Source organism: Microbacterium sp. ABR10 (assembly GCF_057812175.1).
In genome coordinates this window covers 376,411-402,511 of the sequence record NZ_CM173821.1, presented here as the reverse complement: position 1 = coordinate 402,511, position 26,101 = coordinate 376,411, and the positions used below count along the sequence as shown (strand labels likewise).

Here is a 26,101-nt window from a genome sequence, read left to right as displayed (position 1 = left end):
CCACGGTAACCCCGGCCGCCGACACCGACCTCGACGTGGCATCCATCGGTGCGATCACCCGGCTGGGGAGGAGGGGCTCCAGACTCCGCGCGAGGACGGGGATCAGCCGATCACGCGTGAAATCGCCGACGCCGGCGTCACGCTGGCCGGATCGAGATCGACCCGCCGCGCGACGCACTCGGCGCAGCGGACATAGCGGACTCGCCCCTCGCTCGTCGCGTGCACGGACTCGGTGAGCCAGGCGTGTTCGTGGAGGAGGGCGGGAGCAGCGGCCGGGAGCAGTCGAGGGGCGGTCATGACCTCAGCGTGATGTAATGCCGTTATGCATCTCAACCCTTACGGGGAGTACGCCGCCCTCCTCGCGGCATCCCTCGCCAACGACTGGCCGCACGACCGCGCGGGCATCGAGGCGCGCACGATCGAGAAGGGGATGACGATGCGGTTCCCCGTGGCATCCGACGATCACATCGAAACCCGACGCGTCATCGACGAGTGGCTCCGAGTCGTGGACGCCACCGACCCCGACGAGCGCGCGCTCCTGCTCAACGCGCAGATGGCCGCGGTGACGGCCTACCCACGCCTCACCGACCACGACGGCGAAGGGTGGCACCTGCACTATCGCGACAACGACGAGAAACTTCCGCGCGTGCTCGCGGCCGTCATTTCGGTCGGCACGTCGCTGCACCTGGTCACTCGCGGCATGGACCGCCTCGGCCGCTGCGCCGCCGACCCCTGCACGAACGTGGTCGTCGACGTCACGCGCAATGGCCGGCAGCGCTACTGCTCGGTCCGGTGCGCGAACCGCGCCGCCGTCCGCCGGCATCGGGCGCGCGGCTGACGCGACCGGCCGGGCCCCCGGCGCGACGGGCCGGGCGTCCCGGCGCGCCGAGAAACGGCATCCGCGCGAAGAAACGCGTCGTCGAGGCGTCAGCAGGCGACGGGCATCGACTCCCCGAGCCCGCTGCGCAAACGCGATTCGTGCGCATAAACACGGCGACACCGCATTTATGCGCACGCACACTGTTTATGCATACGCGCACCGCGGTTCATGCCTGCACGCCCGTGCCCGCGTTCATGCGTGCGCACACCACGCACCGCGTTTATGCATGCGCGGCCCCGCGCCCCCAGCCCCCGCGCCCCCAGCGCCAGCAATGCACGCGCCGCCCCGCGCCCCGCGCCGGCGATCGACGCGCAGAGCCGCGCCATCAGCCGCCGCTCACGCGTCCGGCGTATGCAACCGCGCCAGATACCGCTCGACCCGCGTGGGTGCGCCGCCGCGGTCGAGCAGCGACACCGCGACGATGACGATCGTCGTCAACGGAATGGTCCACGCCGCCGGCTGAGTGACGATCACGGCCCACCCGCCCATGCCGCGCAGCGCGCCACCGGCCAGGAGCGCGGCGCCGCACGACACGGCTCCGACCACCATGCCCGCGACCGCGCCGCGCGCGGTGAGCCGCGGCCACCACACGCCCAGCAGCAGCACCGGCGACAGCGTCGACGCCGCGAACACGAACACCAGGCCGACGCTCGCGACGAGCCCCGCGGGTTCGGTCAGGAGCGCGACGGCGAGCGGCACCGCCGTGCACACCACCGCCGAGAGCCGGAAGGAGCGCACCCCGCCCCCGAAGACGTCTTGACTCACGACCCCGGCGAGCGAGACGACGATCCCCGACGACGTCGCGAGGAACGCGGCGAAGGCTCCCGCCACCAGCAGCGACGTGAGCAGCTCCCCCACCAGGCCCGGGAACACCCGCGACGGGAGGGCGAGCACGACGGTGTCGGCGACGCCGGGGACGGCGAAATCGGGGGCGACGACGCGCGCGATCAGTCCCATCGTCGACGACACCGCGTAGAAGGCGCCGATGAGCACGATGACGACCACGGTGGTCCGCCGGGCCGACGCGCCGTTCGGACTCGTGTAGAACCGCACGAGCACGTGCGGCAGGCCGATCGTGCCGAGCAGCAGGGCCAACAGCAGCGAGACGGTGGCATAGGCGTCGATCGCGCCCGGCCCGCTCTCGGCGGGGAACACGCGCGCGGGGTCGATGTCGACGCCACCGCCCGACAGCGCCACGAGCAGGAACACCGCCGGCACGAGCAGTGCGGTGAGCTTCAGCCAGTACTGGAACGCCTGCACCGCGGTGATCGCGCGCATGCCGCCCGCCGCGACGATGCCGGCGACCAGCACCGCCACGAGCACACCGCCCATCCACCGCGGCACGTCGGCCACGACGCCGAGGGCGAGCGATGCCCCGTGCAACTGCGGCACGATGTACAACCAGCCGATCACGAGCACGACGACACTGGTCACCCCGCGCACCGCGCGCGACTCCAGCCGAGCCTCGACGAAGTCGGGGATCGTGTACGCCCCGCTCCGGCGGAGCGGAGCGGCCACGAACAGCAGCACCAGCAGATAACCGGCCGCGTACCCGATGGGGAACCAGAACCCCTCCGCCCCCGACAGCAGCACGAGTCCCGCAAGGCCGAGGAAGGTGCCCGCTGAGAGATACTCCCCGCTGATCGCGGAGGCGTTCCACACGCTCCCCACGCTGCGGGACGCGACGAAGAAGTCGCTACGGGTGCGAGAGGAGCGGATGCCGGCGAATCCGAGCACCGCGGTGGTCACCACGAGCAGCCCCACGGCGGCGAGGTCGAACACCGGGTTCACGCGGGATCCTCGGGTTCGGCGAGTTGCCGGTACCGGCGCTCGTTGCGGGCGGCGGCCCGGGCGTAGATGAGGGCGAAGACGAGGATCAGCGGATAGAACCCGTAGGCGTGCAGCAGCCACGACAGGGGCACCGACCACACCGCGGGATCACCGAGCGTCGGCAGCGCCGCGATCACCCCGGCGAGCGCTGCGGCGACGACGACGAACGCCGCGACGCACCCGAGGGCGAGACGCAGCTGGGCGCGCACCAGCCCGCGCGAGAAGACGTCGTCCGCCTCGTCGGCCACGCGGCCGGGCAGCGCGAAGCCGCGCGTCGCCGGCCGCGACACCCGGCCCGCGGTGGATGCCGTGACCCGCACGCGCGGAAGGGGGCGCGGATCGTCGGTCATGGCATCCCATCGTGGCATCCGGGATCGTCCGCGTCGACGGGACGACGCACGGACCGATGGCGTGGCCGTGTATACGGCGAAGCGCTCGTCCCGCGCGCATTCCCCGAAGTCAGCGACCTGAGGAGGGCGTCAACGAAGGAGCGCGTCGCGCACGGCCGGCACGAGGCGTCGGCTCACCGGCAGTTCGATCTCGGCGAGCGCGACCGTCGGCGCGGACCCCGCCAGGCGCACCTCGGTGACGGCGTCGCGGTGGACGAGGTACGAACGGTGCACGCGCACGAAGCCGGCGTCGGCCCACCGATCGGCGAGGTCCGACAGCGGAACGCGCACGAGGTGATCGGATGCCGCGGTGTACAGGCGCGAGTAGTCGCCGTTCGCCTGCACCCACCGCACGTCCGCCCGGCGCACGAGACGGGTGTGGGCTCCCACGGTGACGGGGATGGTCTCGTCGTCGGTCGTCTCAGCGCCCGAACCGGCCGCGAGCGCCCGCCCGAGGGCGCGCGACAGCCGCTCCACGCGCACGGGCTTGAGCACGTAGTCGACGGCTTCGAGATCGAAGGCCCGCACAGCGCCCGACTCGTCGGCCGTGACGAACACCACCGCGGGGCGTATCCGCAGCTTCGCGGTGGCCCGCGCGAGGTCGAACCCCGTCAGCCCCGGCATGTGGATGTCGAGGAAGGCGACGGCCACCTCGCCCCGCTCGAGCACCCGCAGCGCCTCGGCCCCACCGCTCGCGGTATGAACGACCGACACCCGCGGGTCGGCCGCGAGCAGCGTCGCCAGTTCGTGCAGGGCGGGCGCCTCGTCGTCGGCCACCAGCACCGCGACGCTCACGGGCGGGCCGTCTCGTGCTGCGGCTGCGACTTGGGCACGCGCAGGCGCACCGAGGTGCCCGACCCGACGTTCGTCTCGACGACCAGTCCCCCGGCCGGACCATACAGCTGCCGCAGACGCGCGTCGACGTTGCGCAGACCGACGTGCGACGACGAAGCGTCGAGATCGAGCAGCGTCGCGAGTTCGTCGGGGTCCATCCCCACACCGTCGTCGTCGACGATCACCTCGGTGTGCGTGCCGTCGTCGATCGAGGTGACCGTCAACACGCCTCCGTTCTCGCGTCGCTCCAGCCCGTGGCGCACCGCGTTCTCGACGAGCGGTTGCACCGACAGGAACGGGATGACGGTGGCGAGCGTCTCGGGAGCGATGCGCAGCCTCACGGTCAGACGGTCTCCGAAGCGGGCCCGCTCCAGTTCGAGGTAGGAGTGGATGCTGCGCAGCTCCTCCGACAGCGTCGTGAACTCCCCCTGCCGCCGGAACGAGTAGCGCGTGAAGTCCGCGAACTCCAGGACGAGGTCGCGCGCACGGGGCGGGTCGGTCGAGATGAAGGATGCGATCGCCGTGAGGGCGTTGTAGATGAAGTGAGGGCTGATCTGCGCCCGCAGCGCCCTCAGCTCCGCTTCTGCGAGAGCCGCGCGCGACGCGTCGAGACCGGCGAGCTCGATCTGGGCGGCGCACCAGTCGGCGACGTCGCCCGTGGCCCGCACGAGCGGCGCGCGGACGTCGGCGGCGAAGGCGACGACGGCGCCCCAGACCCGCCCGTCGACGACGATCGGCGCGCCCACGGCGGCCTCGCCCGCCTCGGTGAACACCTGCCGACGCCCCGACTCGTACACGCGGGCGGCGACGCGGCGGGCGGGAGCGGCGAGGACGTCGGGTCCGTCGATGGCGACCCGATCGGCCGCCGATTCGACGATCGCCACCGCGTCGGCGGCGAGGAGCACGCGCAGGTGCTTCGCCGCGCGCGCGGCATCCGGCTCGTCACGTCCGCCGCGGAGGGCCGCCGCCGCAGCCGCCGCCACATGCAGGGTGCGGTGGGTCGCCCGTTCGGCGTCGCTGCCGAGGTCGCGCGGGGCGAGCGCGAAGCGGCGGGCGAAGACCAGGACGAGGGTCAGCGCCGCGCCCACGCCGACGCCCGCGGCACCGGCGAGCAGCGGGGCATCGAGCATTGTCGAAGCCTACTCAGCAGCAGCGGGCACCCGGATTGCGGTCCTGCTCCGCGGTTCGCTGCCGCCAGAACTGCCGCTCGGTCAGCGGTGTCGCTTCCGGGTGCTGGGAGAGCAGGTGCGCGACGTAGACGTCGTACGCCCGGTCGCCCATGAGCGTCGTGACGTACCACCGGATGCCACGACCCGCCCGCACCACCTGGGCGCCGAGGCGCTGCAGAGGGCCGGGGGTCGTGGCATCCGTGTCGGTCATCGTCGGCGTGCTCAGTGGGAGGAGACGGACGGGCGGTCGGGGTGATCGGCCGGGAGGGCCTCCCACTGCTTCTCGATCGCGCGCTCCTCCTTGGTGGCGAGGAACCCGGCGGCGGCGAATCGACGCGAGGGCACGGGTGCGTCCTCGAGGTTCTCACCGCCGCCGGCGCGGATCGCCCGGACGGTGACGATCACGGCCATGAGGATGACGATGATCGCGAGGGAGACGAAGACGATCGACAGCACGCCCTGCACGAGGGTGTTGCGCACCACCGCCTCCATCGCGGCGACGCTCTTGGCCGTGCCGAACTCCGTCTTGCCCTCGGCGAGGGCGTTGCGGAACGCGAAGTGATTGGCCCAATACCCCACCGCCGGAACCGGCGAGAAGATCTTGTACATGGATGCCGTGATGGTCACGACGGCGGCGAAGGCCAGGGGCAGCGCGACGATCCACAGCCACCGGAAGTACGACCGGCCCCGCTTGGCGACGATGGCCAGGACCACGGCGAGCGCGATCGCGGCGAGCAACTGATTGGCGATGCCGAACAGGGGGAAGAAGGTGTTGATGCCGCCCAGCGGATCGGTCACGCCCAGGATGAGGATCGCGCCCCACCCGGCCACCATCACCGCGGTGCAGATCCAGGCACCCGGTCGCCACGACAGGTCCTTGAACTTGGGGATGACGGTGCCGATCGAGTCCTGGAGCATGAAGCGGGCCACGCGGGTTCCGGCATCGACCGCCGTGAGGATGAAGAGTGCCTCGAACATGATGGCGAAGTGGTACCAGAACGCCATCATCGCCTGACCGCCGAGGGCCTGCTGCATGATGTGCGCGAGACCGAGCGCCAGGGTCGGGGCACCGCCCGTGCGCGAGACGATCGATTCCTCACCGACCGCCGCAGCAGTGGAGGTGAGCATGTCGGGCGTGAGGTTGACACCCGCGAGACCCAGACCGTTGACGAATGCCACCGCGCCCTCGACAGTGCCGAGGGTGGCAGCGGGCGAGGAGTTCATCGCGAAGTAAATGCCTCGGTCGATCGACAGTGCGGCGACCAGCGCCATGATCGCCACGAACGACTCCATGAGCATGCCGCCGTAGCCGATGAAGCGCGTCTGGCGCTCCTTCTCGAGGAGCTTCGGGGTGGTGCCCGAGGCGATGAGGGCGTGGAACCCGCTCAACGCTCCGCACGCGATGGTGACGAACAGGAACGGGAAGATCGGTCCGCTGAACACCGGGCCCGTCTGGCCGCCGGCGAACTCGCTGAATGCGGGCACCGAGATCTCGGGACGCACGAGCACGATGGCACCGGCAAGCATGACGATCACGCCGACCTTCATGAAGGTGGAGAGGTAGTCGCGCGGGGCGAGGAGCAGCCAGACCGGCAGCACCGCGGCGACGAAGCCGTAGACGATGATGCCCCACGCGATCACGGTGCGGTCGAGGTGGAAGGCCGCGTAGCCCCACTCGGTCGAGGCGACCCATCCGCCGGCGACGATCGCGGCGATCAGCAGCACGAAGCCGATGATCGAGATCTCGGTGATGCGGCCCGGGCGGATGAAGCGCAGGTAGAGGCCCATGAACAGGGCGATCGGGATCGTCATCGAGACGCTGAACACGCCCCACGGGCTCTCACCGAGAGCGTTGACGACGACGAGGGCGAGGATCGCGACGATGATCAGCATGATGAGCAGGCTCGCGAGGATCGCCGCCGTACCGCCGATCTTGCCGAGCTCGTCACGCGCCATCTGCCCGATCGTGCGGCCGCCGCGGCGCATCGAGAAGAACAGCACGAGGTAGTCCTGCACCGCCCCGGCGAGGATGACGCCGACGATGATCCAGATCGTGCCCGGTAGGTAGCCCATCTGCGCGGCGAGCACGGGGCCGACGAGGGGCCCGGCACCGGCGATGGCGGCGAAGTGGTGGCCGTAGAGCACGCGGCGGTCGGTGGGGACGTAGTCCTTGCCGTCCTGCTTGCGCTCGGCCGGCGTCGCGCGGCGGTCGTCGGGTCGCGCGATGAAGCGCTCGATGACCTTCGAGTAGAAGCGATAGCCGATCAGATAGGTGCAGACGGCGGCGAACACGAACCAGATCGCGTTCACCGTCTCGCCGCGCACGATCGCCAGCATCGTCCAGCCGAGGCCGCCCAGCAGGGCGATCCCGATCCACAGGGCGATCTTCGCGGGGGTCCATCTGCTGCGGAGCTTTTCGGGCTCCACGGCGACCGGGGGAAGGTTCGGATCGGTGACGATGTCGTCGTCGACGGAAGCGCTCATGGGTTCTCCTGCTCGCGGCACTGCGGACTCGGGAAGGCTAAGCGGATGCCGCGGCGGCGGGCCAGCGGCATCCGTCGGTCGTGCGATGAGCGGCGCGAACGGTGCGACGAACGGTGTGCGCGCGGAGGTTCGCGCGGTGGGCGGAGGGCCGGGGATGGAGGGAGGAAGATGCTGGCGAACGGGTCCTCCGCTCGTCCCTGCCCCTCCGCCGGTCACCGGCCGCGCCCGCACCCGGGTCGAGGAGCCCGCGGAAGGAGACCGGACGCCACTGTGTCGAGGGGGTGCGGAACACCGCGGGCCCGACGTACGTTGCTGTGGACACCGACGACAGGAGACGCCGATGGCCGATGAACTGACCGTGACCCGCAACGAGGACGAGCGCCGCTACGAGATCCACGTGGGCGACGAGCTCGGCGGATTCCTCCAGTTCCGCCCCGCGGGCGAGGATCGCCTCAACCTCCCCCACACCGAGATCGACCCGGCGTTCAAGGGCCGCGGTCTCGGAACGGCGTTGGCGAGCGAAGCGCTGAGCGATCTCGCGCGTCGCGGCGGCACCGTCATCCCCTCCTGCCCTTTCGTGGCCCACTACCTGCAGGAGCACGACGTGCCCGGCCTGGTCGTCGAATGGCCCAACGACGCCGACGCGGCCGACTCCGCGGGACCCGGCGAACCGTCGTGACCCGACTCGACGTCGCGCCTCCGGCATCCGAGGGTCCGGTCGACTGCGACGGACCGCGGGCACTCGTGGTGCGTGCGCGCGAGGTGCCGCTCGGCGGCGTGCGCGGCATGGAGGTTCACCGCACCCTCCCCCACCGGGCGCTGCCCATGGTGGGCGCCTGGTGCTTCCTCGACCGCTTCGGTCCACAGGACACCCTCATGCGCGTCGAGCCGCACCCGCACATCGGCCTGCAGACGGTGACCTGGCCGATCGTCGGCGAGGTGCGACACCGGGATGCCGTGGGCAGCGACGTCGTGGTGCGCCCCGGCGCCCTCAACCTCATGACGAGCGGCGCGGGAATCGCCCATTCGGAGTATTCGGTGGGCGCGCAGCCGATTCCGCTTGACGCCCTCCAGCTGTGGGTGGCGCTGCCGGAATCCCGCCGCCACGGCGGACCCGCTTTCGAACGGCACGAAGACCTCCCGGTGCTCGACCTCGGCGACGGGGCGGACGCCGTCGTCGTCATGGGGTCGTTGGGCGAGATCGAGTCGCCCGCCACGGTGCACACCCCGATCGTGGGCGCGGAACTGCGCCTGCCCGCCGGGGTCGGCGTCCGCGTCCCGCTCCGCGAGGACTGGGAGTATGCCGTCTACGGCATGACCGGCACCGCCGTCGCCACGACGGGAATGGATGCCACCGACGCCGACGCCGCGCGGCGCCCCTCGCCCGCGGTCGAACCGGGCACGACGGCATCCGTCGATCACACGCGACTGATCTACCTCGGCAAGGGCCGCGACCATGTGGAGTTGCGCAGCGACGAGGGCGCGCGGGTGTTCCTGCTGGGCGGCGAGCCGTTCGAGGCCGACATCGTGATGTGGTGGAACTTCGTCGGCCGTTCGCACGACGAGATCGTCGAGGCCCGCGAGGCGTGGGAGGCGCAGGGTGAGCGCTTCGGCGCAGTGGTCGATCACGGCCCCGAGCGCATCCCGGCACCGCCGCTGCCGGCGGTGCGGCTGACGCCCCGGCGGCGCAGGGACTGACGCACGGAGGAGGCTGACCTCGTCGAAGCCTCCGGGCCCCTGCAGCCCCGGTCCCTTCGAGGCTCAGGGGCCTCCCTACGAACAGGAGGCTGAGCCCGACGACGTCGCCGTACGACCGCTCAGGGACCTCGGCGGCAGCGGCGCCCCGGCCCCCGCACGCAGCACAGCGGCGCCCGAGCCGAAGCCCGGGCGCCGCTGTGGTTCGACGGTGACTACCGCAGCACGATGAACGCGCTGCTCGCGCTCGAGGGCTGGACGGTGGTGCTGCCGCCGTAGGTGACCTTGACCAGCTTGGCGCCGCGCGCCTGCGGGTCGAGGGTGACCGTCGCGCGACCGTCCTTCAGGGTGGCGGGGTAATCCTTGCCCGCGACCCTGACGACCACGTCGCCCGTCGCCGCGGGGCCGCCGGCGGGACGGATCTTGACGTTCACCTTGTACGTGTCGGTGGTGCGCCCGACCCAGGGGCTCACCGTCACCTCCGTGCGCGAGGTGACGACGGATGCCACACCGGCACTGTCGGCCGTGCCCGAGAGCCCGGTGGTCGGCGACGTCGCGGTCACCCGCACGCTGAGGACGCGACCGAGGTCGGCGCGCTGCACGCGGTACGTCTGCGATGTCGCACCCTGGATGGGTTCGCCGTCACGCAGCCACTGGTACGTCGTGGTCACGTCGGCGGGGTTCCACGTGCCGGGGGTCGCCCGCAGAGTGCGGTTGATCGCGACCGTGCCCGACACGGTGGGGGCCTCGACGACGACCGGCGCCGCCTCTCCCGAATCCACCGTGAGCACGGTCTGCACCGCCGACTCGCCGTAGGTCACGACACCGAGGTATCGCGTCTGGGGCGCGAGACCCTGCCACGACAGGTCGTACGAGGTCGTGACACCCTGCTCCACCTGGAGAGGGTTCGGCGTCGCCGTGAGCTGGCCCTCGCCGCCGGGGGCGACGTTCGCATAGGTCATGTCCCACGTGAACGGCGCGGTGAACGAGTACACGTTCGCCTCGACGAGGTAGGTACCCGGGGTGGGGTTCGACAGCGAGACCCGCTCGTCGGCCGAGGCCGTCGCCGAGGTGAACCGTTCGTAGTACCGCAGGTCATCGGGGCTGACGACACGCGAGACGAAGAGGTCGAGGTCGCTGCCGGCATCGTCGGACGAGTCGAGGTCGAAGCGCGAGAGCGTCGTGCCCTCGGGCACCTCGACGACCCACCGGACGTAGCCGTCGGCGTCACCGGAGTCCTGGTCGCCGGAGTGTCCCTCGACGGGGTTGTCGGGGTCGGTCAGCAGCGTCTCGGCCGTCAGGCCCGCCAGGGTGAGCGGCAGTTCACCGCTGATCCCGGGCAGGATCTCGACATTCGTGGTGCCCGACGGGCCCGTGCCCGAGACCTCGGCGGGAGCCTCGGCCGTCGTCGGACGGATCGCGATCGGCGAGCGCACCTGGGTGTCACCGCTCGTCCAGTTGAGGAAGCCGGTCGCCCACTGCTCGGCCTCGGCGGTGGTGCGCGAGAAGGTCACCGTGAAGGTCTTCTCCTCGCCCGCTGCGGCGAATTCCAGCGTCGACGGCTCGACCACGGCATCCACTCCGGGCACCTCGATGGATGCCGAGAACGAACCGGCCTGCGTCGAGGTGACCGTGCGGGTGACCGTCTGCGGCTTGGCAAGCGAACCGATCGAGATCGATGCGAGGTTGAGGTCGCTGCCGTCGATCGGCGCGACGCCGAAGTCGTACAGGCCCTTGCCCTGGAGGAACGCCGCCCAGTCGGCGGAGCCGTTGAGGTACAGCAGACCCGGGTCGAAATACTTCGTCGGGTCGACGTGTCCGGCGCCCTGGGCGAACGGATCCTCGACGGCGGCACCTTCGGCGTCCACGGTGTCGTAGGCGGTGGTCATCATCGCCGACTTGACCTCGGCGGGGGTCGCCAGCGGTCGTTCACCGAGGTAGAGCGCCGCGAGGCCCGCCACGTGCGGCGACGACATCGACGTGCCCGAGAGGAACTCGAACGCGGGGACGGCGCCGGGGGCGTTGGCGGCCGCGGCGAGGATCGCGACGCCGGGCGCCGAGATGTCGGGCTTGAGGATGTCGCTGCCGTCCGCCAGCATCGGGCCGCGGCTCGAGAAGCCCGCGACCTGCGGGGTCGGGGTCACCACGTCGGTGATGTTCTCGCCGACGAGGGTGGCCGTGGCATCCGGGGTCTCGCGCACGTAGGCCAGCAGAGCGTCACGGTACTGCGCGTCGAGGTGCACGGTCGGTACCGCGTGGAAGTCGTTGTCGACCGAGGCGGGGGTGACGTTGACGAGGATCATGCCCACGCCCCCGGCGTCCTTGACGGCCTGCGACTTCTCGACGCGGGCGTTCTGCCCGCGGTCGCACACGACGATCTTGCCCGCGGCCTGAGCGGGGTCGAGCGATCCGAGCAGGCACAGGGCCGCGTTCGCCGGATCGATTCCGGATGCCGCGATGTCACCGGCGTAGACCACGGGAGCCGTGACGGTTTGACCTGCGGGCACCGAGATGGAGGCACCGGCGGCCTCGAAGCCGTTCCCCAGGGTCACCGTGCCCTCGTAGGTCGGGATCGTGGAGGCGGCGACGGTGGTGTACCAGGGCGACGCGTGGTCTGCCGTGGAGGCGTCGGGGCCGGAGTTGCCCGCCGAGACGGCGACGAAGACGCCGGCCGCGGCGGCGTTGAAGAACGCCTGGTCCTCCAGGGCGAACGTGGAGGTGGCAGCTCCTCCGCCGATGGAGTAGTTGATGACGTCGACGTTGTCTTCGACGGCGGCGTTGATGGCACCGAGCAGGTCGCTCAGGGCGCAGACGTCATCCGTCGTCACGAGCGGGTCGGGGCCGGCCCAGCACGCTTTGTAGGCGGCGACCTTGGCCGCGGGGGCGACGCCGGAGATGGCGCCGAAGTCGACGCCCTCCACGTCGGCGTCCACGCCCGTGTTGCCGGCCGCGGTGCTGGCCGTGTGGGAGCCGTGGGTGTCGCCGTCACGGGGCGAGACGTAGTCGGCCTCGAACGTGAAACCGGTGGCGGCCGCACCCTGGTCGAAGTACCGCGCGCCGACGAGCTTGGTGGAGTAGTCCGACAGCGACCAGCCGTTGCCCTCGGCGACCCGGGGCGAGCGGAAGTCGGAGCCGTCGCCCTTGCGGTACACGACGTCGTTGCCGTCGAGGTAGGGCTCATCTCCCGGGGTGGTTCCGAGCGGCTCGCCCGCGAACGAGGGGTTCTCCGGCGCAATGCCGGTGTCGATCACGCCGACGACCGTGCCCTCACCCGCGGCGTCGACACCGCCGACGCGCTGCCAGACGCCGTTGTCGCCCTCGAGCCCGAGGAACTCGGTGGAGGGGACGGCGTGCGGGTGGCGGATCTCATCGGGGACGACCTTCTGCACGCCCTCGGTGGCGGCGAGCTTCGCCGCCTGGTTCGGATCCATCGTCGCGCTGAAGCCGTTGACCGCGACCGTGTAGGTCGTGTCCCGGCGGACGCCTGCCTCGTCGGCGACGTCCTGCTGGCGCTGCTCGAGGAAGGCCGAGTACTCGCGCGCCGCCGGGGAGTCCGGATCCAGCTTCGCATCCTCGGACTTGGTGGCTTCCAGACCGGCTTCTCCGCCGCCGTAGGTGGCGACGGGGGCTTCGTCGAGCACGACGATGTAGCGGCCGGTGGTCGACTCGATGGGCGTGGGGGGTGTCACCCCCTCGCCCACGTCGGCAGCCTGAACGGCGGTGGCTCCGGTGGCGGTGAACAGTCCGGCCAGGGTGATGGCCGCGACCGAACGCAGGGTTCGACCCATAGTGCGCTCCAAACGGGGGGATGATTGAGCGTTGTGCGCGGCAGCGGTGGCGCGCGTTGCACAAACATAACGCAGGGACGTTTGATAACCAACGGTCAGTTTGGACGGCGTCCGAAAACGTCACAGCCCCGAAACGAACGGTCAGTCGAACCGGGAATCGTACCGTCGCCGAGGGCGCAGCCCCGCGCCCGCCACCCCTAGACTGCGACGAAACCCGAAGAGGAGTAGCCATGCCCCGGCGCCGTCGCACCGTCGCACAGCACGCCCGCCTGCGTTCCCCGCATCCACTCGGGCAACTCGCCACCCTCATCGCCGTGGCGGCGGTCGTCGCCGTCGTGTCGGCGATCGGCGTCGCCTCGTACACCGCGTACGACCTCACGTCGGAGTTCGTCGACGAGGCCGTCGCCGTCGAGAACCAGCCCCCGGTCCCGCCCGACCTCGGCCGGCTCGAGGGCGGCGTCAACATGATGGTCGTCGGCATCGACGCGTGCGAAGAGAACCTCATCGCCCTCTTCGGCGAGCGCTGCGAGGGGCCCGACTCCGAGGGGCGCCTCAACGACGTCAACATCCTCGTGCACATCTCGGACGCCCCGCGAAAGGTCACGGTGGTGTCGTTCCCCCGCGACCTGGTGTTCGAGGCACCCGCGTGCGACACCTCGGACGGCGGTCGCTTCGACGGCGGGTACCTGCAGATCAACGAGCTCTACACCTACGGCGGACTATCGTGCGTCATCACGGCGATCTCCGACATGAGCGGCCAGCAGATCCAGTTCGGCGCGATGGTCACCTTCGGCGGGGTGATCGAGATCACCAACGCGATCGGCGGTGTCGAGATCTGCCTCGCCAGCGACATGCGCGACGAGAACACGGGTATCGACTGGGCCGCGGGGCCACGCACGATCCAGGGCGTCGAGGCCCTGCAGTTCCTCCGCACCCGCTACGGCGTGGGCGGCAGCGACCTCGCCCGCGTGAGCAATCAGCAGCAGTACATGTCGCGGCTCGCCCGCAAGCTCGTCAGCGAGGAGGTGCTGTCGAATCCCGCGACGCTGTTCCGTCTGGCATCCACGGGCCTGCGCAACGTCACCCCCACGCAGAGCCTCACCAATCCCCTGACGCTCGTGCAGGTCGCCCAGGCGGTCAAGGACGTGCCGTTCGAAGACATCGTCTTCGTGCAATACCCCACGGTCACGGCCAGCTCGGATGCCAACCGCGTCGCGCCCGACTGGGATGCAGCCCAGGTGCTCTGGGATGCCCTCGCGGCGAACCAGGCGATCGAGGTCACCGGAGACGTCGCCGTGAACGGCGGCACCGTGGTCGCCGATCCGACGCCGTCCCCCGAGGAATCGGCGACGGGTGCGACCCCGCCCGTCGAGGAGGTCGAGCCGGGCACCGTCGATCCCACGACCGGAGCGGTCGCGCTGCCGCCGTCGATCAGCGGATCGAGCGCGGCGCAGCAGACCTGCAGCGCCGGCGTCGTCAACTGACGGGCGTCGTCGAACCCAGGTCGCCGAGCCCGTCGAAGCGATCGAGCCCCACCGACCCCGAGGCTTCCACCTGGGCCCCGAGCCTGACGAAGGGGCCGGGAGCCCGCGCGACCGGAAGCCTCGACACGCTCAGCCACCTCAGATGCAGGCGGACGGATGCCGGGGCTCCCGGCATCCATCGATCAATACGTCGGCGCCGCCGGGAGGCCGAAGAACTCCTCGAGCGTGGTGTACCCGCCCTCGTGGTAGGCGCGGGCGAGCTCGCGACCGATGTAGCGCTGGTGCCATGCCTCGGGCAGGTATCCGCTCACGCTCTCACGACCCTCGGCGTAGCGCGTGATGAAGCCGTACTCCCACGCGTGATCCCGCACCCACGCCCCCTGCGGTGACGAGGCGATGTCGTCGAGGGTCCCGCAGGAGCCGTCGCACGGAACGATGTCGACGGCCAGCCCCGTCTGATGCTCGCTGTAGCCCGCGCGAGCGCTCTCGCGATCGGCTTCCTCGACGCCGCCCACATCGACGCGGCCGGCGTAGGTCGACTGCTGCGTCGAGTACGAGCGGAACGCGCTGAGGAATCCGATCTCGCCCGCCCCCGCATCGGATGCGGCCCGCACCAACTCGGTCAGGGCGCTCGCGGGAGCGGAGCGCAGCGCCGACTCCTCGAGCGCTCGGACGTTCTGCGGCATGACGAGATCACCGGCGCGGTAGTCGAGCGGATCGAGAGGGCGCTGCTTGTTGACGACGACCCACTCGCGGTTCGGATCCGACAGCGAGACGCACGGGGCGATTCCGGATGCCACCGCTTCGCGGAAGGCGCTTCCCCCACCGATCGCGGAGATGACGGCGGCGTCGTCTCCCGAGGCGAGGGCCGCGGTGACGGCGGGATCGTCGCACGGGGTGGCGGTCGCCGGAACGGCCGCGAGCTGCGGGACGGGGAGTCCCTCCGCGGGGACGGCGGGCGGGCCCTGGAACGCGGACGCCGTGTCGACGGTCGCGGTCTGCGCCACCTCTTCGCCCCCGCCCGCGGAGGCTGCGGCGCCGATCGCGACGGCTCCCGACGCCACGATCACCACCGCAACCGCGAGGACACCCGCGCGGCGGCGGCGCACGGCGAGCGTGCCGCCTCGGGCGGAGAGAAGGGCCTGGATGCCGACCGGTGCGCGTACGGAGGGGGCTCCGCTCTCCGCGCGGAGCCGACGACGCGTGGCCGGCTCGACCGGGGGCGTCACCGCGACTGCCGCCGTCGCGAGTCGCTCGGCCTCCGCGCGCGCGGCGCGGCGGGGAGAACGCTCGGGATCGGGGGGTATCACTCGACCCATTCTCTCGCCGGATCCTGAAAGCGGCGTGACCCCGCCCCGAACCCCGCGCGATGTTCCCCTCACGGACGATCGCGCTTGCGCTTTATTAGAACATGTGTTCGACTGTGTCGATGAGGTGGCAAGGTCAGCAACTGGGCGTCGACGACTCGGCCGCGCTCCCCGGCATGGAGCGTATGGACGGTCTGGTGCGGTCGGTGACCACGCCCGAGTTCGCGGGTATGACCTTCCACGAGGTGATGGCCAAGAGCGCTCTCAACCGCGTCCCCGGCGCCTCGGCGATGCCGTTCGACTGGACGGTGAATCCCTATCGCGGCTGCGGTCATCAATGCACATACTGCTTCGCCCGGAAGACGCACGAGTACCTCGACCTCGACTACGGCGCCGACTTCGATTCGCAGATCGTGGTGAAGATCAATGTCGCCGACGTGCTGCGCACCGAACTCCGTCGCGGGTCGTGGGCACGCGAACCCGTCATGCTCGGCACGAACACCGACCCCTACCAGCGCGCCGAGGGGCGGTACCGCCTCATGCCCGACATCGTCGGGGCGCTCACCGAGAACGGCACGCCGTTCTCGATCCTCACGAAGGGCACCCTGCTGCGTCGCGACCTGCCGTTGCTGACCGACGCCTCGCGCGAGGTGAAAGTGACCCTCGCGATGTCGATCGCCGTCTTCGACGACGCCCTGCAGAAGTCGATCGAGCCGGGCACGCCCAGCGCGGAGGCACGCCTCGACACCGTGCGCGCGGCGACGGCCGCGGGTTTCCGCGTGACGGTCTTCCTCATGCCGATCCTGCCGCACCTCACCGACTCCATCGCCGTGCTCGACGACTCCCTCGCGCAGATCCGCGCCGCGGGCGCGGCCCGCGTCGTCTACGGAGCCCTGCACCTCCGCCCGGGAGCGAAGGAGTGGTTCCTGCAGTGGCTGGAACGGGAGCGCCCTCACCTCGTCTCGTCGTACCGCGGTCTCTACCCCGGCGTGTCCACGAGCGCGCCGAAGGCCTACCGCGCGTGGCTCGGCAAACGCATGCGCCCGCTGCTGCGCATGCACCGGCTCGACGGCTGGGACGAAGACGAGCACCCGCGCGGTCGTCCGCAGCCGGGACTCGCCGCCCGCACGCCCGCGGGCAGCGCCCTGGGACCGATCCGCAGCACGGGGGTCACGGCATCCACCCGACCACGGGTCGCGCCCGCGAGCGAGCCCACGCTGTTCTGAACACACGGGGCCGCCCGGTCCCGGACGCGCGAAACCCCCGCCGCGTATGCGACGGGGGTTTCGATGCACGCGCTTACGCGGTGACGTTCGACAGCTGGCGACCCGAGATCTCCTCGATCAGGTCATCGCCGAGCTGCGCCGGCTCGAAGGGCGCCTGGATCTCGGCCCGGTCGAGCAGTTCGGTCATGCGACGCTGACGCTGACGGGTGATGAGGGTCACCACGGTGCCGGTCCGACCGGCGCGACCGGTGCGACCCGAGCGGTGCAGGTACGTCTTGTACTCGTCGGGCGCGTCGGCCTGGATGACCAGGTCGATGTCGTCGACGTGGATGCCGCGGGCGGCGACGTCGGTGGCGACGAGCACGTTGACGCGTCCCGAGGTGAGCTTCTCGAGGTTGCGGGTGCGCTTCTGCTGGTTCAGGTCGCCGTGCAGGGCGACCGCGGCGACACCGGCATCGTCGAACTGCTCCGCGAGCATCTCGGCGTACGCGCGGGTGCGGGCGAAGACGAGCGTCTTACCCGAACGATCGACGAGCGAGCCGAGGATCTCGGCCTTGTCGCGGTGGTCGATCACGAGCACGCGGTGCTCGATCGTGCCGGAGTCCTGGTCTTCGCCGGCGACCTCGTAGACCGCGGGCTCCACGAGGAACTCGTCGACGAGCGCTGCGACCTCACGGTCGAGCGTGGCCGAGAACAGCAGCTTCTGGCTGCCGTCGGCGGTCGCGCGCAGGATGCGCTGGACGGGCTCGAGGAACCCGAGCTCGCACATGTGATCGCCCTCGTCGAGCACGGTGACCTGCACCTGCGAAAGGTCGAGCTTGCCCTGGTTCAGGAGGTCCTCGATGCGACCGGGGGTGCCGATGACGATGTCGACGCCCTTCTTCAGCGCACCCACCTGACGTGCCTGGGGCACGCCACCGTAGATCTGCGTGGTGAAGAGACCGACGCTGCGCGCGAGCACCTGGACGGTGCCGTCGATCTGCAGGGCAAGCTCGCGGGTCGGCGCCAGGATGAGCGCCTTGGGCGAACGTCCGAACTCACGACGCTGCCCGGCCTGGGCGCGGAGGATCCGCTCGACGAGCGGGGCACCGAAGGCGATCGTCTTGCCGGAGCCGGTGCGGCCACGGGCGAGGACGTCGCGGCCGTCGAGGATGGGCTTCACCGTGGCAGCCTGGATGGGGAAGGGGCTCGCCGCTCCGAGGCTTGCCAGGGCGCGCACCAGGTTGTCGCCGAGGCCGAGCTCGGCGAAGCCGGCACCGGTTTCGGTCGCGGCGTCCACGGCCTGCGCCTGCAGGCGCTCGTGCACGACGTCGACGCGCTGATCGTGCTCGGCGGAGCGCTTCGGCGTGTTGTTCCAGTCGCTGCGGCTCGGGCCGTCGTTGCGACGCGGCCGGTCGTCGAACGAACGCGCGGGGCGATCGGCGCGATCGAACGAACGCGCGGGACGCTCACCGGCATCACGACGAGGACGCTCGTCACGATCGAACGAGCGCGCGGGGCGCTCGGCGCGATCGAACGACCGAGCCGGGCGGTCGGAGCGGTCGAACGAACGCGCCGGACGGTCGTCGCTGCGGGCCGGACGGTCGTCCCGACGCTCGAAGGAACGGGCGGGACGCTCGTCGAACGAACGCGCGGGGCGATCGGTGCGGTCGAAGGAACGAGCCGGGCGGTCGCTGCGGTCGAAGGAACGAGCCGGGCGGTCGCTGCGGTCGAACGACCGAGCCGGACGCTCACCGGCGTCACGACGAGGACGCTCGTCACGTTCGAACGAACGAGCAGGGCGATCGGTGCGGTCGAACGAACGCGCCGGACGGTCGCTGCGATCGAACGACCGAGCCGGACGCTCACCGGCATCACGACGAGGACGCTCGTCACGATCGAACGAACGAGCAGGGCGATCGGTGCGGTCGAACGAACGCGCCGGACGGTCGCTGCGATCGAACGACCGAGCCGGACGCTCTCCCGCATCACGACGAGGACGCTCGTCACGATCGAACGAACGAGCAGGGCGATCGGTGCGGTCGAACGAACGAGCCGGACGGTCGCTGCGATCGAACGAACGCGCCGGACGGTCGCTGCGATCGAACGAACGCGCCGGACGGTCTTCGAACGAACGAGCGGGGCGGTCGTCGCGAGCCGAGGTGCGGATGGTGCGGGCCTCGCTGCGGCCGGCGCGATCGGAGGCGTTCCAGCGACCCTTGTCACCGGCCGACTCCGCCTCGGGGCGGTAGCCGCGGTGGCTCGGGCTCTTGCTGCCGGGCTTGGCGGGGCCCTCCGTACCGGGACGACGCTTGCGGTCCTGGAACGAGGTCTGAGCGGCATAGCGCGGCTCGAAGTTCTTGGCGGGACGACCGCCGGCGGGCTTCTTGTTCTTGGGCATGAGGAAACTTCCTGGGTTCTGTTCGCGCGAAACAGCGGCGCCGCTCATGGCGGTGCGAGACCCGGACTCTCGTCGGCCGGGGGCCAATTCACTAGTGATGGTCGAGGCCGCGATCGCGTCCTGTCCATCGGCCCCTTGGACTACAAACCCATCCGCGCATCACGCACGGTGTCCAGAGCCGACCGCCCCACGTTACAGCCCGCGCCTGGGAATGGCATCCACACCCCTCGGAGGACCCGTGTCCCACTTATGGCTGGTTGGGTGTGCCGCAGACAGCCATATATGGGACACCGTCCCCCCGAAAGTGGGACGAGGTCGGTCGCGAGCGGCAACAGGTCGGCCGCGAGCGGGACGCGGTGGGCCTCGAGCGGGACCAGGTCCGCCGCGAGCGGGACCAGGTCCGCCGCGAGCGGGACCAGGTCCGCCGCGAGCGGGACCAGGTCCGCCGCGAGCGGGACCAGGTGCGCCGCGAGCGGGACCCGGTGCGCCGAAAGAGAGCCCGGCGCCGACGGGAGCGGCGGCCTGACGGAAGATGGACGCATGGCAGACACCGACGCCCACCCCATCACGGTGGCGATCGAGCGGCGCATCGATCCGACGCGCACCGCCGAAGCGACCTCCTGGATGCAGGCCGGCACCGACCTCGCGACCGCCTTCCCGGGCTTCCTCGGCTCGGGGTGGGTGCGCGCGGGGGAAGACAGCGACCTCTGGTACATGCTGTACCGGTTCCGCGACATCGCCACGCTCGAGGGATGGGAGTCCTCGTCGCAGCGGCAGTGGTGGCTCGACTCCGGCCGCCCCTTCGCGCGCGAGGAGCGCGTCGAGCGCCGCACGGGCATCGAGGGCTGGTTCGACGCCTCGTTCGGTTCCGTGCTCGCCCCCGCGGATGCCACGACCTCGCCCGTGCAGCAGCCGGTGCCGTCCGCGCCCCCGCGGTGGAAGCAGGCCGTCACCATCTGGGTCGGGTTCTTCCCCACCAACCTCCTCGCGTCCTGGCTGCTGGGCTTCATCCCCGGTTTCGCCGAGGTCCCGCTCGTCCTGCGCGTGCTGGCGACGACCCTCATGCTCACCCCCGTCATGACCTACGCGGTGCTCCCGTGGGTCACCCGCCTGCTGCGGCCGTGGCTGCAGCGTCCACCCCGCTCCAGAAAGGCCTCGTCATGACCGCCGATCCCACCGGCCAGCGCTTCCACCTGCGCGGACCCCGCTCGTCCGCCGAGGTCACCCAGGTGGGTGCGGCGCTTCGCGCCCTCACCGTCGACGGCGTCGACCTCGTGCCGCGCTATCCCGACGACCTGCCCACGCCCGCGGCCTCCGGGGTCGTTCTGGTGCCGTGGCCGAACCGTATCCGCGACGGCCGGTACACCTTCGCCGGTGACGATCAGCAGCTCGCGATCAGCGAGCCGAAGTTCGGCAACGCCAGCCACGGCCTCCTTCGATTCGGTGTGTACCAGCCCATCGAGCACACCGACGAACGGGTGGTGCTCGGCGCCGACGTCGTGCCGCAGACGGGGTACCCCTTCCATCTGCGCACGCGTGTCACCTACACGCTCGAGTCCGACGGGCTGCGCGTCGCGCACGAAATCGAGAACGTCGGGGCGAGATCGGCCCCCGTCGCACTGGGCGTGCACCCCTACTTCCAGATCGGCGGCGTCGCGACCGAGGATCTCGTGGTGCATTCCACGGGTACGACGACGCTCGTGGTCGACGAGCGGAACATCCCCGTCGACGAAGTGGCCGTCGACGACGCGACGGACCTGCGCGGCGGCAGGCGGCTGGGCGACGCCTCACTCGACAACGGCTATCGCGGCCTCGACCGGGATGCCGAAGGCCGCGCCCGCCACACGCTCACCGCCCCGGATGGACGCCGCCTGGAACTCTGGCAGGACGAGGGCTTCCGATGGGTCCAGGTCTTCACGACCGACCGCTACCCGGGGCACCCACTCGCCGTGGCGATCGAACCGATGACGGCACCGGCGAACGCCTTCGCCACGGGGACGGATCTCGACACCCTGCAGCCGGGGTCCGTCCTGGCGCGGGAATGGGGCGTCCGCTTCTCCTGAAACCCGCAGCTTGTCCCCCATTTGGGGGACAAGCAAATCGTTTTGTGACCTGGGGGAAAAAGAAAGAACAAGCGGATTCAATTCACGCGGACAAAAGCTACCATTTGCGGTGACGGTAATCGTCGAGGCCGGGGCGGCCGAGAACCACGGCTCTCTCGGCAATAGTCCGTTTGAAGCCGACGGGGGCCGAGGATCCCACGTGCTGGGGGTCCCGTTCCGTCCCGAGGAAAGACTCCCCCACATGAGCACCGCGCTCCCGTCCGTCGACCCCGAAATCCTCCGCCTGCCGCGCCTCGGCGGCCTCTCCCGCCGCCTCACAGCCGTGCCGTCACTGCACGTCGGCGGGGCAGTGCTGTCTGTCCTGCTGGGCGGACTACTGCTTTCCATGGCCACCACGAGCGACCCGCTGTGGTGGCAACTGCATTTCAGCCAACTCGGAATCTTCGGTGATTTCTCGAGTGCATTGTTCAATACGACGCTCAAGGTCAGCGGACTCATGGTCGTCGTGTTCGCCCTCTTCGTCAGACGGGATGTCCGCCGCCTCGGTCGAGAAACCGTCCGCCGCGGGTCCGCGACCCTCGCGTGCATCTGCCTGAACGTGGTCGGCATCAGCCTCGCTCTGGTGGGATGCGTGCCGCTGAACACCGACAAGGACCTCCACGACCGAGTGGCGGCCATGATGGTGCTCGGTTTCCTGGTCCTGCTCGTGAGCGCTCCGATCATGCTGCGCCGGCTCGGAGCGCGGATGGCGATCAGCACCGGTATCGCCCTGGTGTGGCTCGCCCTCTCGATCGCGCTCTTCGTCACCGCCACGATCAACCTCGCCCTGTTCGAGACGATCTCGTGCGGAGCGATGTTCGCGTGGTCGGGCATGCTCACCCACACGCTCCGCGCCGTCGCGCTCCGCGCCGAGAGCCGCGCAGACGCCGACCACCCCGGCATCGCGTGCGGCCCGCGTCGCCGCCCCCGCCGACCGTTCGCCGGTCGACGCCTCCGGCTGGCCGTCGGGAGCATCACGCGGTCGGTCGCCCGCCGCCCTCGGCTCACCGCGTCCCCCGCATCCTCTCGCGCGGCGGTCGACCGTCGGCACCGCGGCGACCGTCGCTCCACCGACGTGCCGCGGGTTTCGCCCTCCCCGATCGCCCTCGCCGCCCGTCGCCTTCCGTCCCTCGACGGCGACCGCGCCGCCCGGCGGACGGTCGCAGGCGGGACGGGCACTCGCACCGTCGCGCCCAGCCGGCCGACGGATCCGCGCAGCGTCGCGTCCGTATTGCATCACAGGTCGACGCTCGGCGAGGTCCCACCTCGGGTGTCGTCCCCTCGACGGCGCCGCGGCCTCCGACGAGGCCCCGTCAGTGCTGCGCGCGGAGCTCGCGACGGGTCACCGGATGGTCGCCGGCGTCTGATGGCTGCCCCTCGTCTCCGACGCGCGCGGCCCGACGCTCCCGACGTCGCTCGCTCGCCCCTTCGATGAGGTTGTAGAGCGTCGGCAGCACCAGCAGCGTCAGGAACGTCGACGAGACGAGCCCGCCGATCACCACGACCGCGAGCGGCTGAGAGATGAAGCCTCCGTGTCCGGTGATCCCCAGCGCCATCGGCACCAGGGCGAAGATCGCCGCGAGGGCGGTCATCAGGATGGGCCGCAGACGACGGGCGCCTCCCACGATCGTCGCGTCGTGCACGCTCAGACCGCGGGCGCGGTACTGGTTCACGAGGTCGATGAGCACGATGGCGTTGGTGACGACGATGCCGACGAGCATCAGCGCGCCGATCATGCCGGCGACACCCAGCGGAACGCCCGTGATGAGCAGCATCACGATCGCGCCGGTTGCGGCGAACGGCACCGACACGAGCAGTTCGAGCGGCTGACGCAGCGACTTGAAGGTGGCCACCATCACCACGTAGACGATGAGGATGGCCGCCAGCAGAGCCAACCCGAGTTGCGCGAATGCGTCCTGCTGGTCGGTGACCACACCCCCGACCTTCGCCGTCGCCCCGTCGGGCAGCGACAGTCCTGCGAGCGCGTCGGTGACGGTGCCCGAGGAGCTGCCGAGGTCGTCGGAGGTGGGTGTGACGGTGATGGATGCCGTGCGCAGCCCCCGCGCGGTCGTGATCGAGGGGGGCGTCTGACTCTCGTCGACCGTGGCGATCTCGTCGAGGCGCACAGCACCCTGGGCGCTGGGGATCTCGAGTGCGCGAAGGTCGTCGATCGTCTGGGGAGGGTTGGCCGTGGCGAGGTACACGGTCACGCCGCGTCCGTCGAGCTCGACCGTGCCCGCCTGTCGCGGCTGCTGCGCGCCCGACACCAGTGCGCCCACGGCGCGTTCCGACAGGCCGCGCTCGGCGGCGGCGTCGCGATCGACGCGCACCGAGACGAAGGGCAGGGATGCCGACAGGCTGCTGGTCACCTGACCGATGCCGTCCTGACCCTCGAGGCCCGCGACCACGGCGTCGCTCGCCTGCTGCAACGATTGGGAGTCGGGAGCGGTGACGTCGACGGTGATGTCGGTCGAGCCGAACCCGCCGCCGGCCGCGCGCACCTCGATCTCACCGGCGTCGGTGAGGCCCTCGAGTTCGGTGCGCACGCGTTCGCGCAGCTCCACCTGATCGGTGCCGGCCTCCGAGGTGATCGAGTACGTGATGCCCGTGCCCCCACCCGAGAAGGCATCGCGCAGCGCCGAGCCGCTCGAGCCGATGGAGGTCTGCACCGTCTGCACGCCCGGGGTCTCCAGCAGCACGGCCTCGACCTGCTGTGCCGCCGCGTCTTCGGCACCGAGGCTGGGAGCTGCGCCGATCTTCTGCGTGACGGTGAAGGTGTTCTGGCCGGAATCCCCGAGGAAGTCGGTCTTCAACAGCGGAACCGACGCCAGCGTGCCGCCGAGCACGAGCACCGCCAGGGTCAGGGTCACCCACGAGTGCTTCAGCGTCCAACTCAGCACCGGCACGTACGCCTTCTGCAGGCGCGTGGGCGGAGCATCGGCGGCTTCGGGGTCGACCGGGTTGCCCTCGGCATCCCGGATCACCTTTCCGGGCTTGAGGAACCACGATGCGAGTACGGGCACGATGGTCAACGACACCAGCAGCGACGCCGCCATCGCGATCGTCACCGTCAGGGAGAAGGGGCGGAACAGCTCGCCGGTGACGTCGCCCACGAAGGCGATCGGCAGGAACACCGCGACCGAGGTGATCGTGGACGCCGTGATGGCGGCCGCCACTTCGCGCACCGCGCGGATGATGGTGGGGATCTTCTCGGCGTCGCCGACGTAGTGCCGCTTGATGTTCTCGATGACGACGATGGAGTCGTCGACGACGCGGCCGATCGCGATGGTGAGGGCGCCGAGGGTGAGGATGTTCAGCGAGTAGCCGAAGGCCTGGAGCCCGACGAAGGTGATGAGCACGCTGGTCGGGATCGAGATGGCGGTGACCAGCGTCGAGCGCACAGACATCAGGAACACCAAGATGACCACGACCGCGAAGACGAGACCGAGCAGGCCCTCCTGCGCGAGGGCGTCGATCGACTGCTGGACGAACGGCGCCTGATCGAAGACGACGGTGAAGGTCGCGCCCTGACCGAGCGCGGATTCGAGCGTGGGCAGCACCGCGAGCACGCCGCGCGAGACGTCGACGGTGTTGGCGGCGGGGAGCTTGGTGACGGCGATGGTCAGCGCCGGCTGCCCGTCGACGCGCGAGAGGGTCGAGACGGGGTCGGACTGCAGCTCGACCGCGGCGACATCGCCGATCGTGGTCTGCCCCGCCTGGAACTGCGCCTGGTCGGTGGGCACGAGCGGGAGCGCGGCGATCTCGTCGACGCTCGTGATCTTGGCGCCGGTCTGCACCGTGAGCGTCTGATCGCCCTCGGTCAAAGAGCCTCCGGGGAAGAGGATGCCGTTGGCATCCAGGGCGTCGGTGATCGCCTGCTGGCTGAAGCCCCGCTCGCCCAGTTGGGAGGAGTCGGGGGTGATCGTCACGCGCTGACCGGTGCCGCCGACGATCTGGGCGCCGTTGACGCCCGCGACGTCTTCGAGGTCGGGGATGACGCTCGTCTGCAGCACCGACTGCGTGGCCTGGGTGTCGGAGAAGCCCGTGACGGCGAGCTGGATGACGGGGAAGTCGTCGATGCTGGCGGAGGCGACGGTGGTGTCGGCCGACTCGGGGAGCTGGTCGTCGATGCGGGCGATGGCGGCCAGGATCTTCTGCTGGGCCGCCGCGAGATCGGTGCCGTAGGTGAACGACGCCGACACGATCGAGGAGTTCGTCGTGCTGGTCGCCGTCGTGGATTCGAGCCCCTCGACACCCCGGATGGCGTTCTCGATGGGCGTGGACACGTCGGCCTCGACCACCTCGGGCGAGGCCCCGGGGTAGGTGGTGACGACGGCGAGCTGGGGGAACTCGATCGAGGGGATGAGCTCTTGCTTGAGACTCGTCAGGGCCAGGCCGCCGAAGATCGCCGCCACGATCGTGACCAGGGCGATGAGGGCGCGGTTCTTCAGGCTCAGCACGGCCAGATACGACACGGAGCACCCTTCGGGGGTCGAGATTGGATACAGAGATGTATCGGGTCAAGTATCCCAT

General features: G+C 70.6%; 19 protein-coding genes and 1 pseudogene. 8 read left to right on the top strand and 12 right to left on the bottom strand.

Annotated features, from left to right (window positions below; translation table 11 throughout):
- Window positions 1-102: 102 nt before the first annotated feature.
- On the bottom strand, window positions 103-297 hold the full coding sequence (locus ACXKZF_RS01755; protein WP_488985212.1) for a hypothetical protein: 195 nt from the start codon (window positions 295-297) through the stop codon (window positions 103-105).
- Window positions 298-322: 25 nt separating this feature from the next.
- Here ACXKZF_RS01755 and ACXKZF_RS01750 point away from each other — a divergent pair, with 25 nt between their 5' ends.
- The gene (locus ACXKZF_RS01750) at window positions 323-838 is read left to right on the top strand and encodes a CGNR zinc finger domain-containing protein (protein ID WP_488985211.1); all 516 of its coding nucleotides are present in this window, start codon (window positions 323-325) and stop codon (window positions 836-838) included.
- Between the two features lie 378 nt (window positions 839-1,216).
- Here ACXKZF_RS01750 and ACXKZF_RS01745 read toward each other — a convergent pair whose 3' ends face one another.
- The 6 genes from ACXKZF_RS01745 to ACXKZF_RS01720 all read right to left on the bottom strand — a co-directional run bounded on the left by ACXKZF_RS01745 (window position 1,217) and on the right by ACXKZF_RS01720 (window position 7,586).
- Window positions 1,217-2,671, bottom strand: coding sequence for a sodium/solute symporter (locus ACXKZF_RS01745; protein WP_488985210.1), 1,455 nt, complete (start codon window positions 2,669-2,671; stop codon window positions 1,217-1,219).
- Window positions 2,668-3,060, bottom strand: coding sequence for a hypothetical protein (locus tag ACXKZF_RS01740; RefSeq protein WP_055959547.1), 393 nt, complete (start codon window positions 3,058-3,060; stop codon window positions 2,668-2,670). The genes ACXKZF_RS01745 and ACXKZF_RS01740 overlap by 4 nt, the downstream gene beginning before the upstream one ends.
- 129 nt (window positions 3,061-3,189) lie before the next feature.
- A complete protein-coding gene (locus ACXKZF_RS01735) occupies window positions 3,190-3,894 on the bottom strand; it encodes a LytR/AlgR family response regulator transcription factor (protein ID WP_243224431.1) in 705 nt (234 codons plus the stop codon).
- Entirely contained in the window at window positions 3,891-5,063 is a 1,173-nt protein-coding gene (locus ACXKZF_RS01730; RefSeq protein WP_243224432.1) for a sensor histidine kinase, read from the bottom strand. The genes ACXKZF_RS01735 and ACXKZF_RS01730 overlap by 4 nt, the downstream gene beginning before the upstream one ends.
- A gap of 13 nt (window positions 5,064-5,076) precedes the next feature.
- Window positions 5,077-5,313, bottom strand: coding sequence for a YbdD/YjiX family protein (locus tag ACXKZF_RS01725; RefSeq protein ID WP_055959553.1), 237 nt, complete (start codon window positions 5,311-5,313; stop codon window positions 5,077-5,079).
- An 11-nt stretch (window positions 5,314-5,324) separates the two neighbouring features.
- On the bottom strand, window positions 5,325-7,586 hold the full coding sequence (locus ACXKZF_RS01720) for a carbon starvation CstA family protein (RefSeq protein WP_488985209.1): 2,262 nt from the start codon (window positions 7,584-7,586) through the stop codon (window positions 5,325-5,327).
- A 340-nt stretch (window positions 7,587-7,926) separates the two neighbouring features.
- On the opposite strand from ACXKZF_RS01720, the gene ACXKZF_RS01715 reads away from it, so the two are divergent.
- On the top strand, window positions 7,927-8,265 hold the full coding sequence (locus ACXKZF_RS01715) for a GNAT family N-acetyltransferase (RefSeq protein WP_488985208.1): 339 nt from the start codon (window positions 7,927-7,929) through the stop codon (window positions 8,263-8,265).
- On the top strand, window positions 8,262-9,284 hold the full coding sequence (locus ACXKZF_RS01710) for a pirin family protein (protein WP_488985207.1): 1,023 nt from the start codon (window positions 8,262-8,264) through the stop codon (window positions 9,282-9,284). The genes ACXKZF_RS01715 and ACXKZF_RS01710 overlap by 4 nt, the downstream gene beginning before the upstream one ends.
- Window positions 9,285-9,496: 212 nt before the next feature.
- On the opposite strand, the gene ACXKZF_RS01705 is transcribed toward ACXKZF_RS01710, so the two are convergent.
- A complete protein-coding gene (locus ACXKZF_RS01705; RefSeq protein ID WP_488985206.1) occupies window positions 9,497-13,069 on the bottom strand; it encodes a S8 family serine peptidase in 3,573 nt (1,190 codons plus the stop codon).
- A 230-nt stretch (window positions 13,070-13,299) separates the two neighbouring features.
- On the opposite strand from ACXKZF_RS01705, the gene ACXKZF_RS01700 reads away from it, so the two are divergent.
- Window positions 13,300-14,553 carry an LCP family protein gene (locus ACXKZF_RS01700; protein WP_488985205.1) on the top strand — a complete coding sequence of 418 codons (1,254 nt, stop codon included), beginning with the start codon at window positions 13,300-13,302 and terminating at the stop codon, window positions 14,551-14,553.
- Here the strand turns inward: ACXKZF_RS01700 and ACXKZF_RS01695 are convergent.
- Together ACXKZF_RS01695 and ACXKZF_RS01690 are read right to left on the bottom strand one after the other, a co-directional pair.
- Complete coding sequence (locus tag ACXKZF_RS01695) at window positions 14,546-14,680, bottom strand: hypothetical protein (protein ID WP_268774914.1); 135 nt, start codon at window positions 14,678-14,680, stop codon at window positions 14,546-14,548. The genes ACXKZF_RS01700 and ACXKZF_RS01695 overlap by 8 nt on opposite strands.
- Window positions 14,681-14,735: 55 nt before the next feature.
- On the bottom strand, window positions 14,736-15,863 hold the full coding sequence (locus ACXKZF_RS01690; protein WP_488985204.1) for a M15 family metallopeptidase: 1,128 nt from the start codon (window positions 15,861-15,863) through the stop codon (window positions 14,736-14,738).
- 119 nt (window positions 15,864-15,982) lie between these two features.
- On the opposite strand from ACXKZF_RS01690, the gene ACXKZF_RS01685 reads away from it, so the two are divergent.
- Complete coding sequence (locus ACXKZF_RS01685) at window positions 15,983-17,086, top strand: Rv2578c family radical SAM protein (RefSeq protein ID WP_488985203.1); 1,104 nt, start codon at window positions 15,983-15,985, stop codon at window positions 17,084-17,086.
- Window positions 17,087-17,159: 73 nt separating this feature from the next.
- Here the strand turns inward: ACXKZF_RS01685 and ACXKZF_RS01680 are convergent, their stop codons facing one another.
- A complete protein-coding gene (locus ACXKZF_RS01680; RefSeq protein WP_488985202.1) occupies window positions 17,160-19,466 on the bottom strand; it encodes a DEAD/DEAH box helicase in 2,307 nt (768 codons plus the stop codon).
- Window positions 19,467-20,006: 540 nt separating this feature from the next.
- On the opposite strand from ACXKZF_RS01680, the gene ACXKZF_RS01675 reads away from it, so the two are divergent.
- The 3 genes and pseudogenes from ACXKZF_RS01675 to ACXKZF_RS01665 form a co-directional block, all read left to right on the top strand.
- Window positions 20,007-20,630, top strand: coding sequence for an antibiotic biosynthesis monooxygenase (locus ACXKZF_RS01675; protein ID WP_055959572.1), 624 nt, complete (start codon window positions 20,007-20,009; stop codon window positions 20,628-20,630).
- Entirely contained in the window at window positions 20,627-21,529 is a 903-nt protein-coding gene (locus ACXKZF_RS01670; RefSeq protein ID WP_488985201.1) for an aldose 1-epimerase family protein, read from the top strand. The genes ACXKZF_RS01675 and ACXKZF_RS01670 overlap by 4 nt, the downstream gene beginning before the upstream one ends.
- Window positions 21,530-21,770: 241 nt before the next feature.
- A pseudogene (locus ACXKZF_RS01665) lies at window positions 21,771-22,397 on the top strand (DUF998 domain-containing protein); the annotation flags it as partial.
- Between the two features lie 484 nt (window positions 22,398-22,881).
- Here ACXKZF_RS01665 and ACXKZF_RS01660 read toward each other — a convergent pair.
- A complete protein-coding gene (locus ACXKZF_RS01660) occupies window positions 22,882-26,043 on the bottom strand; it encodes an efflux RND transporter permease subunit (protein ID WP_488985200.1) in 3,162 nt (1,053 codons plus the stop codon).
- Window positions 26,044-26,101: the final 58 nt, after the last annotated feature.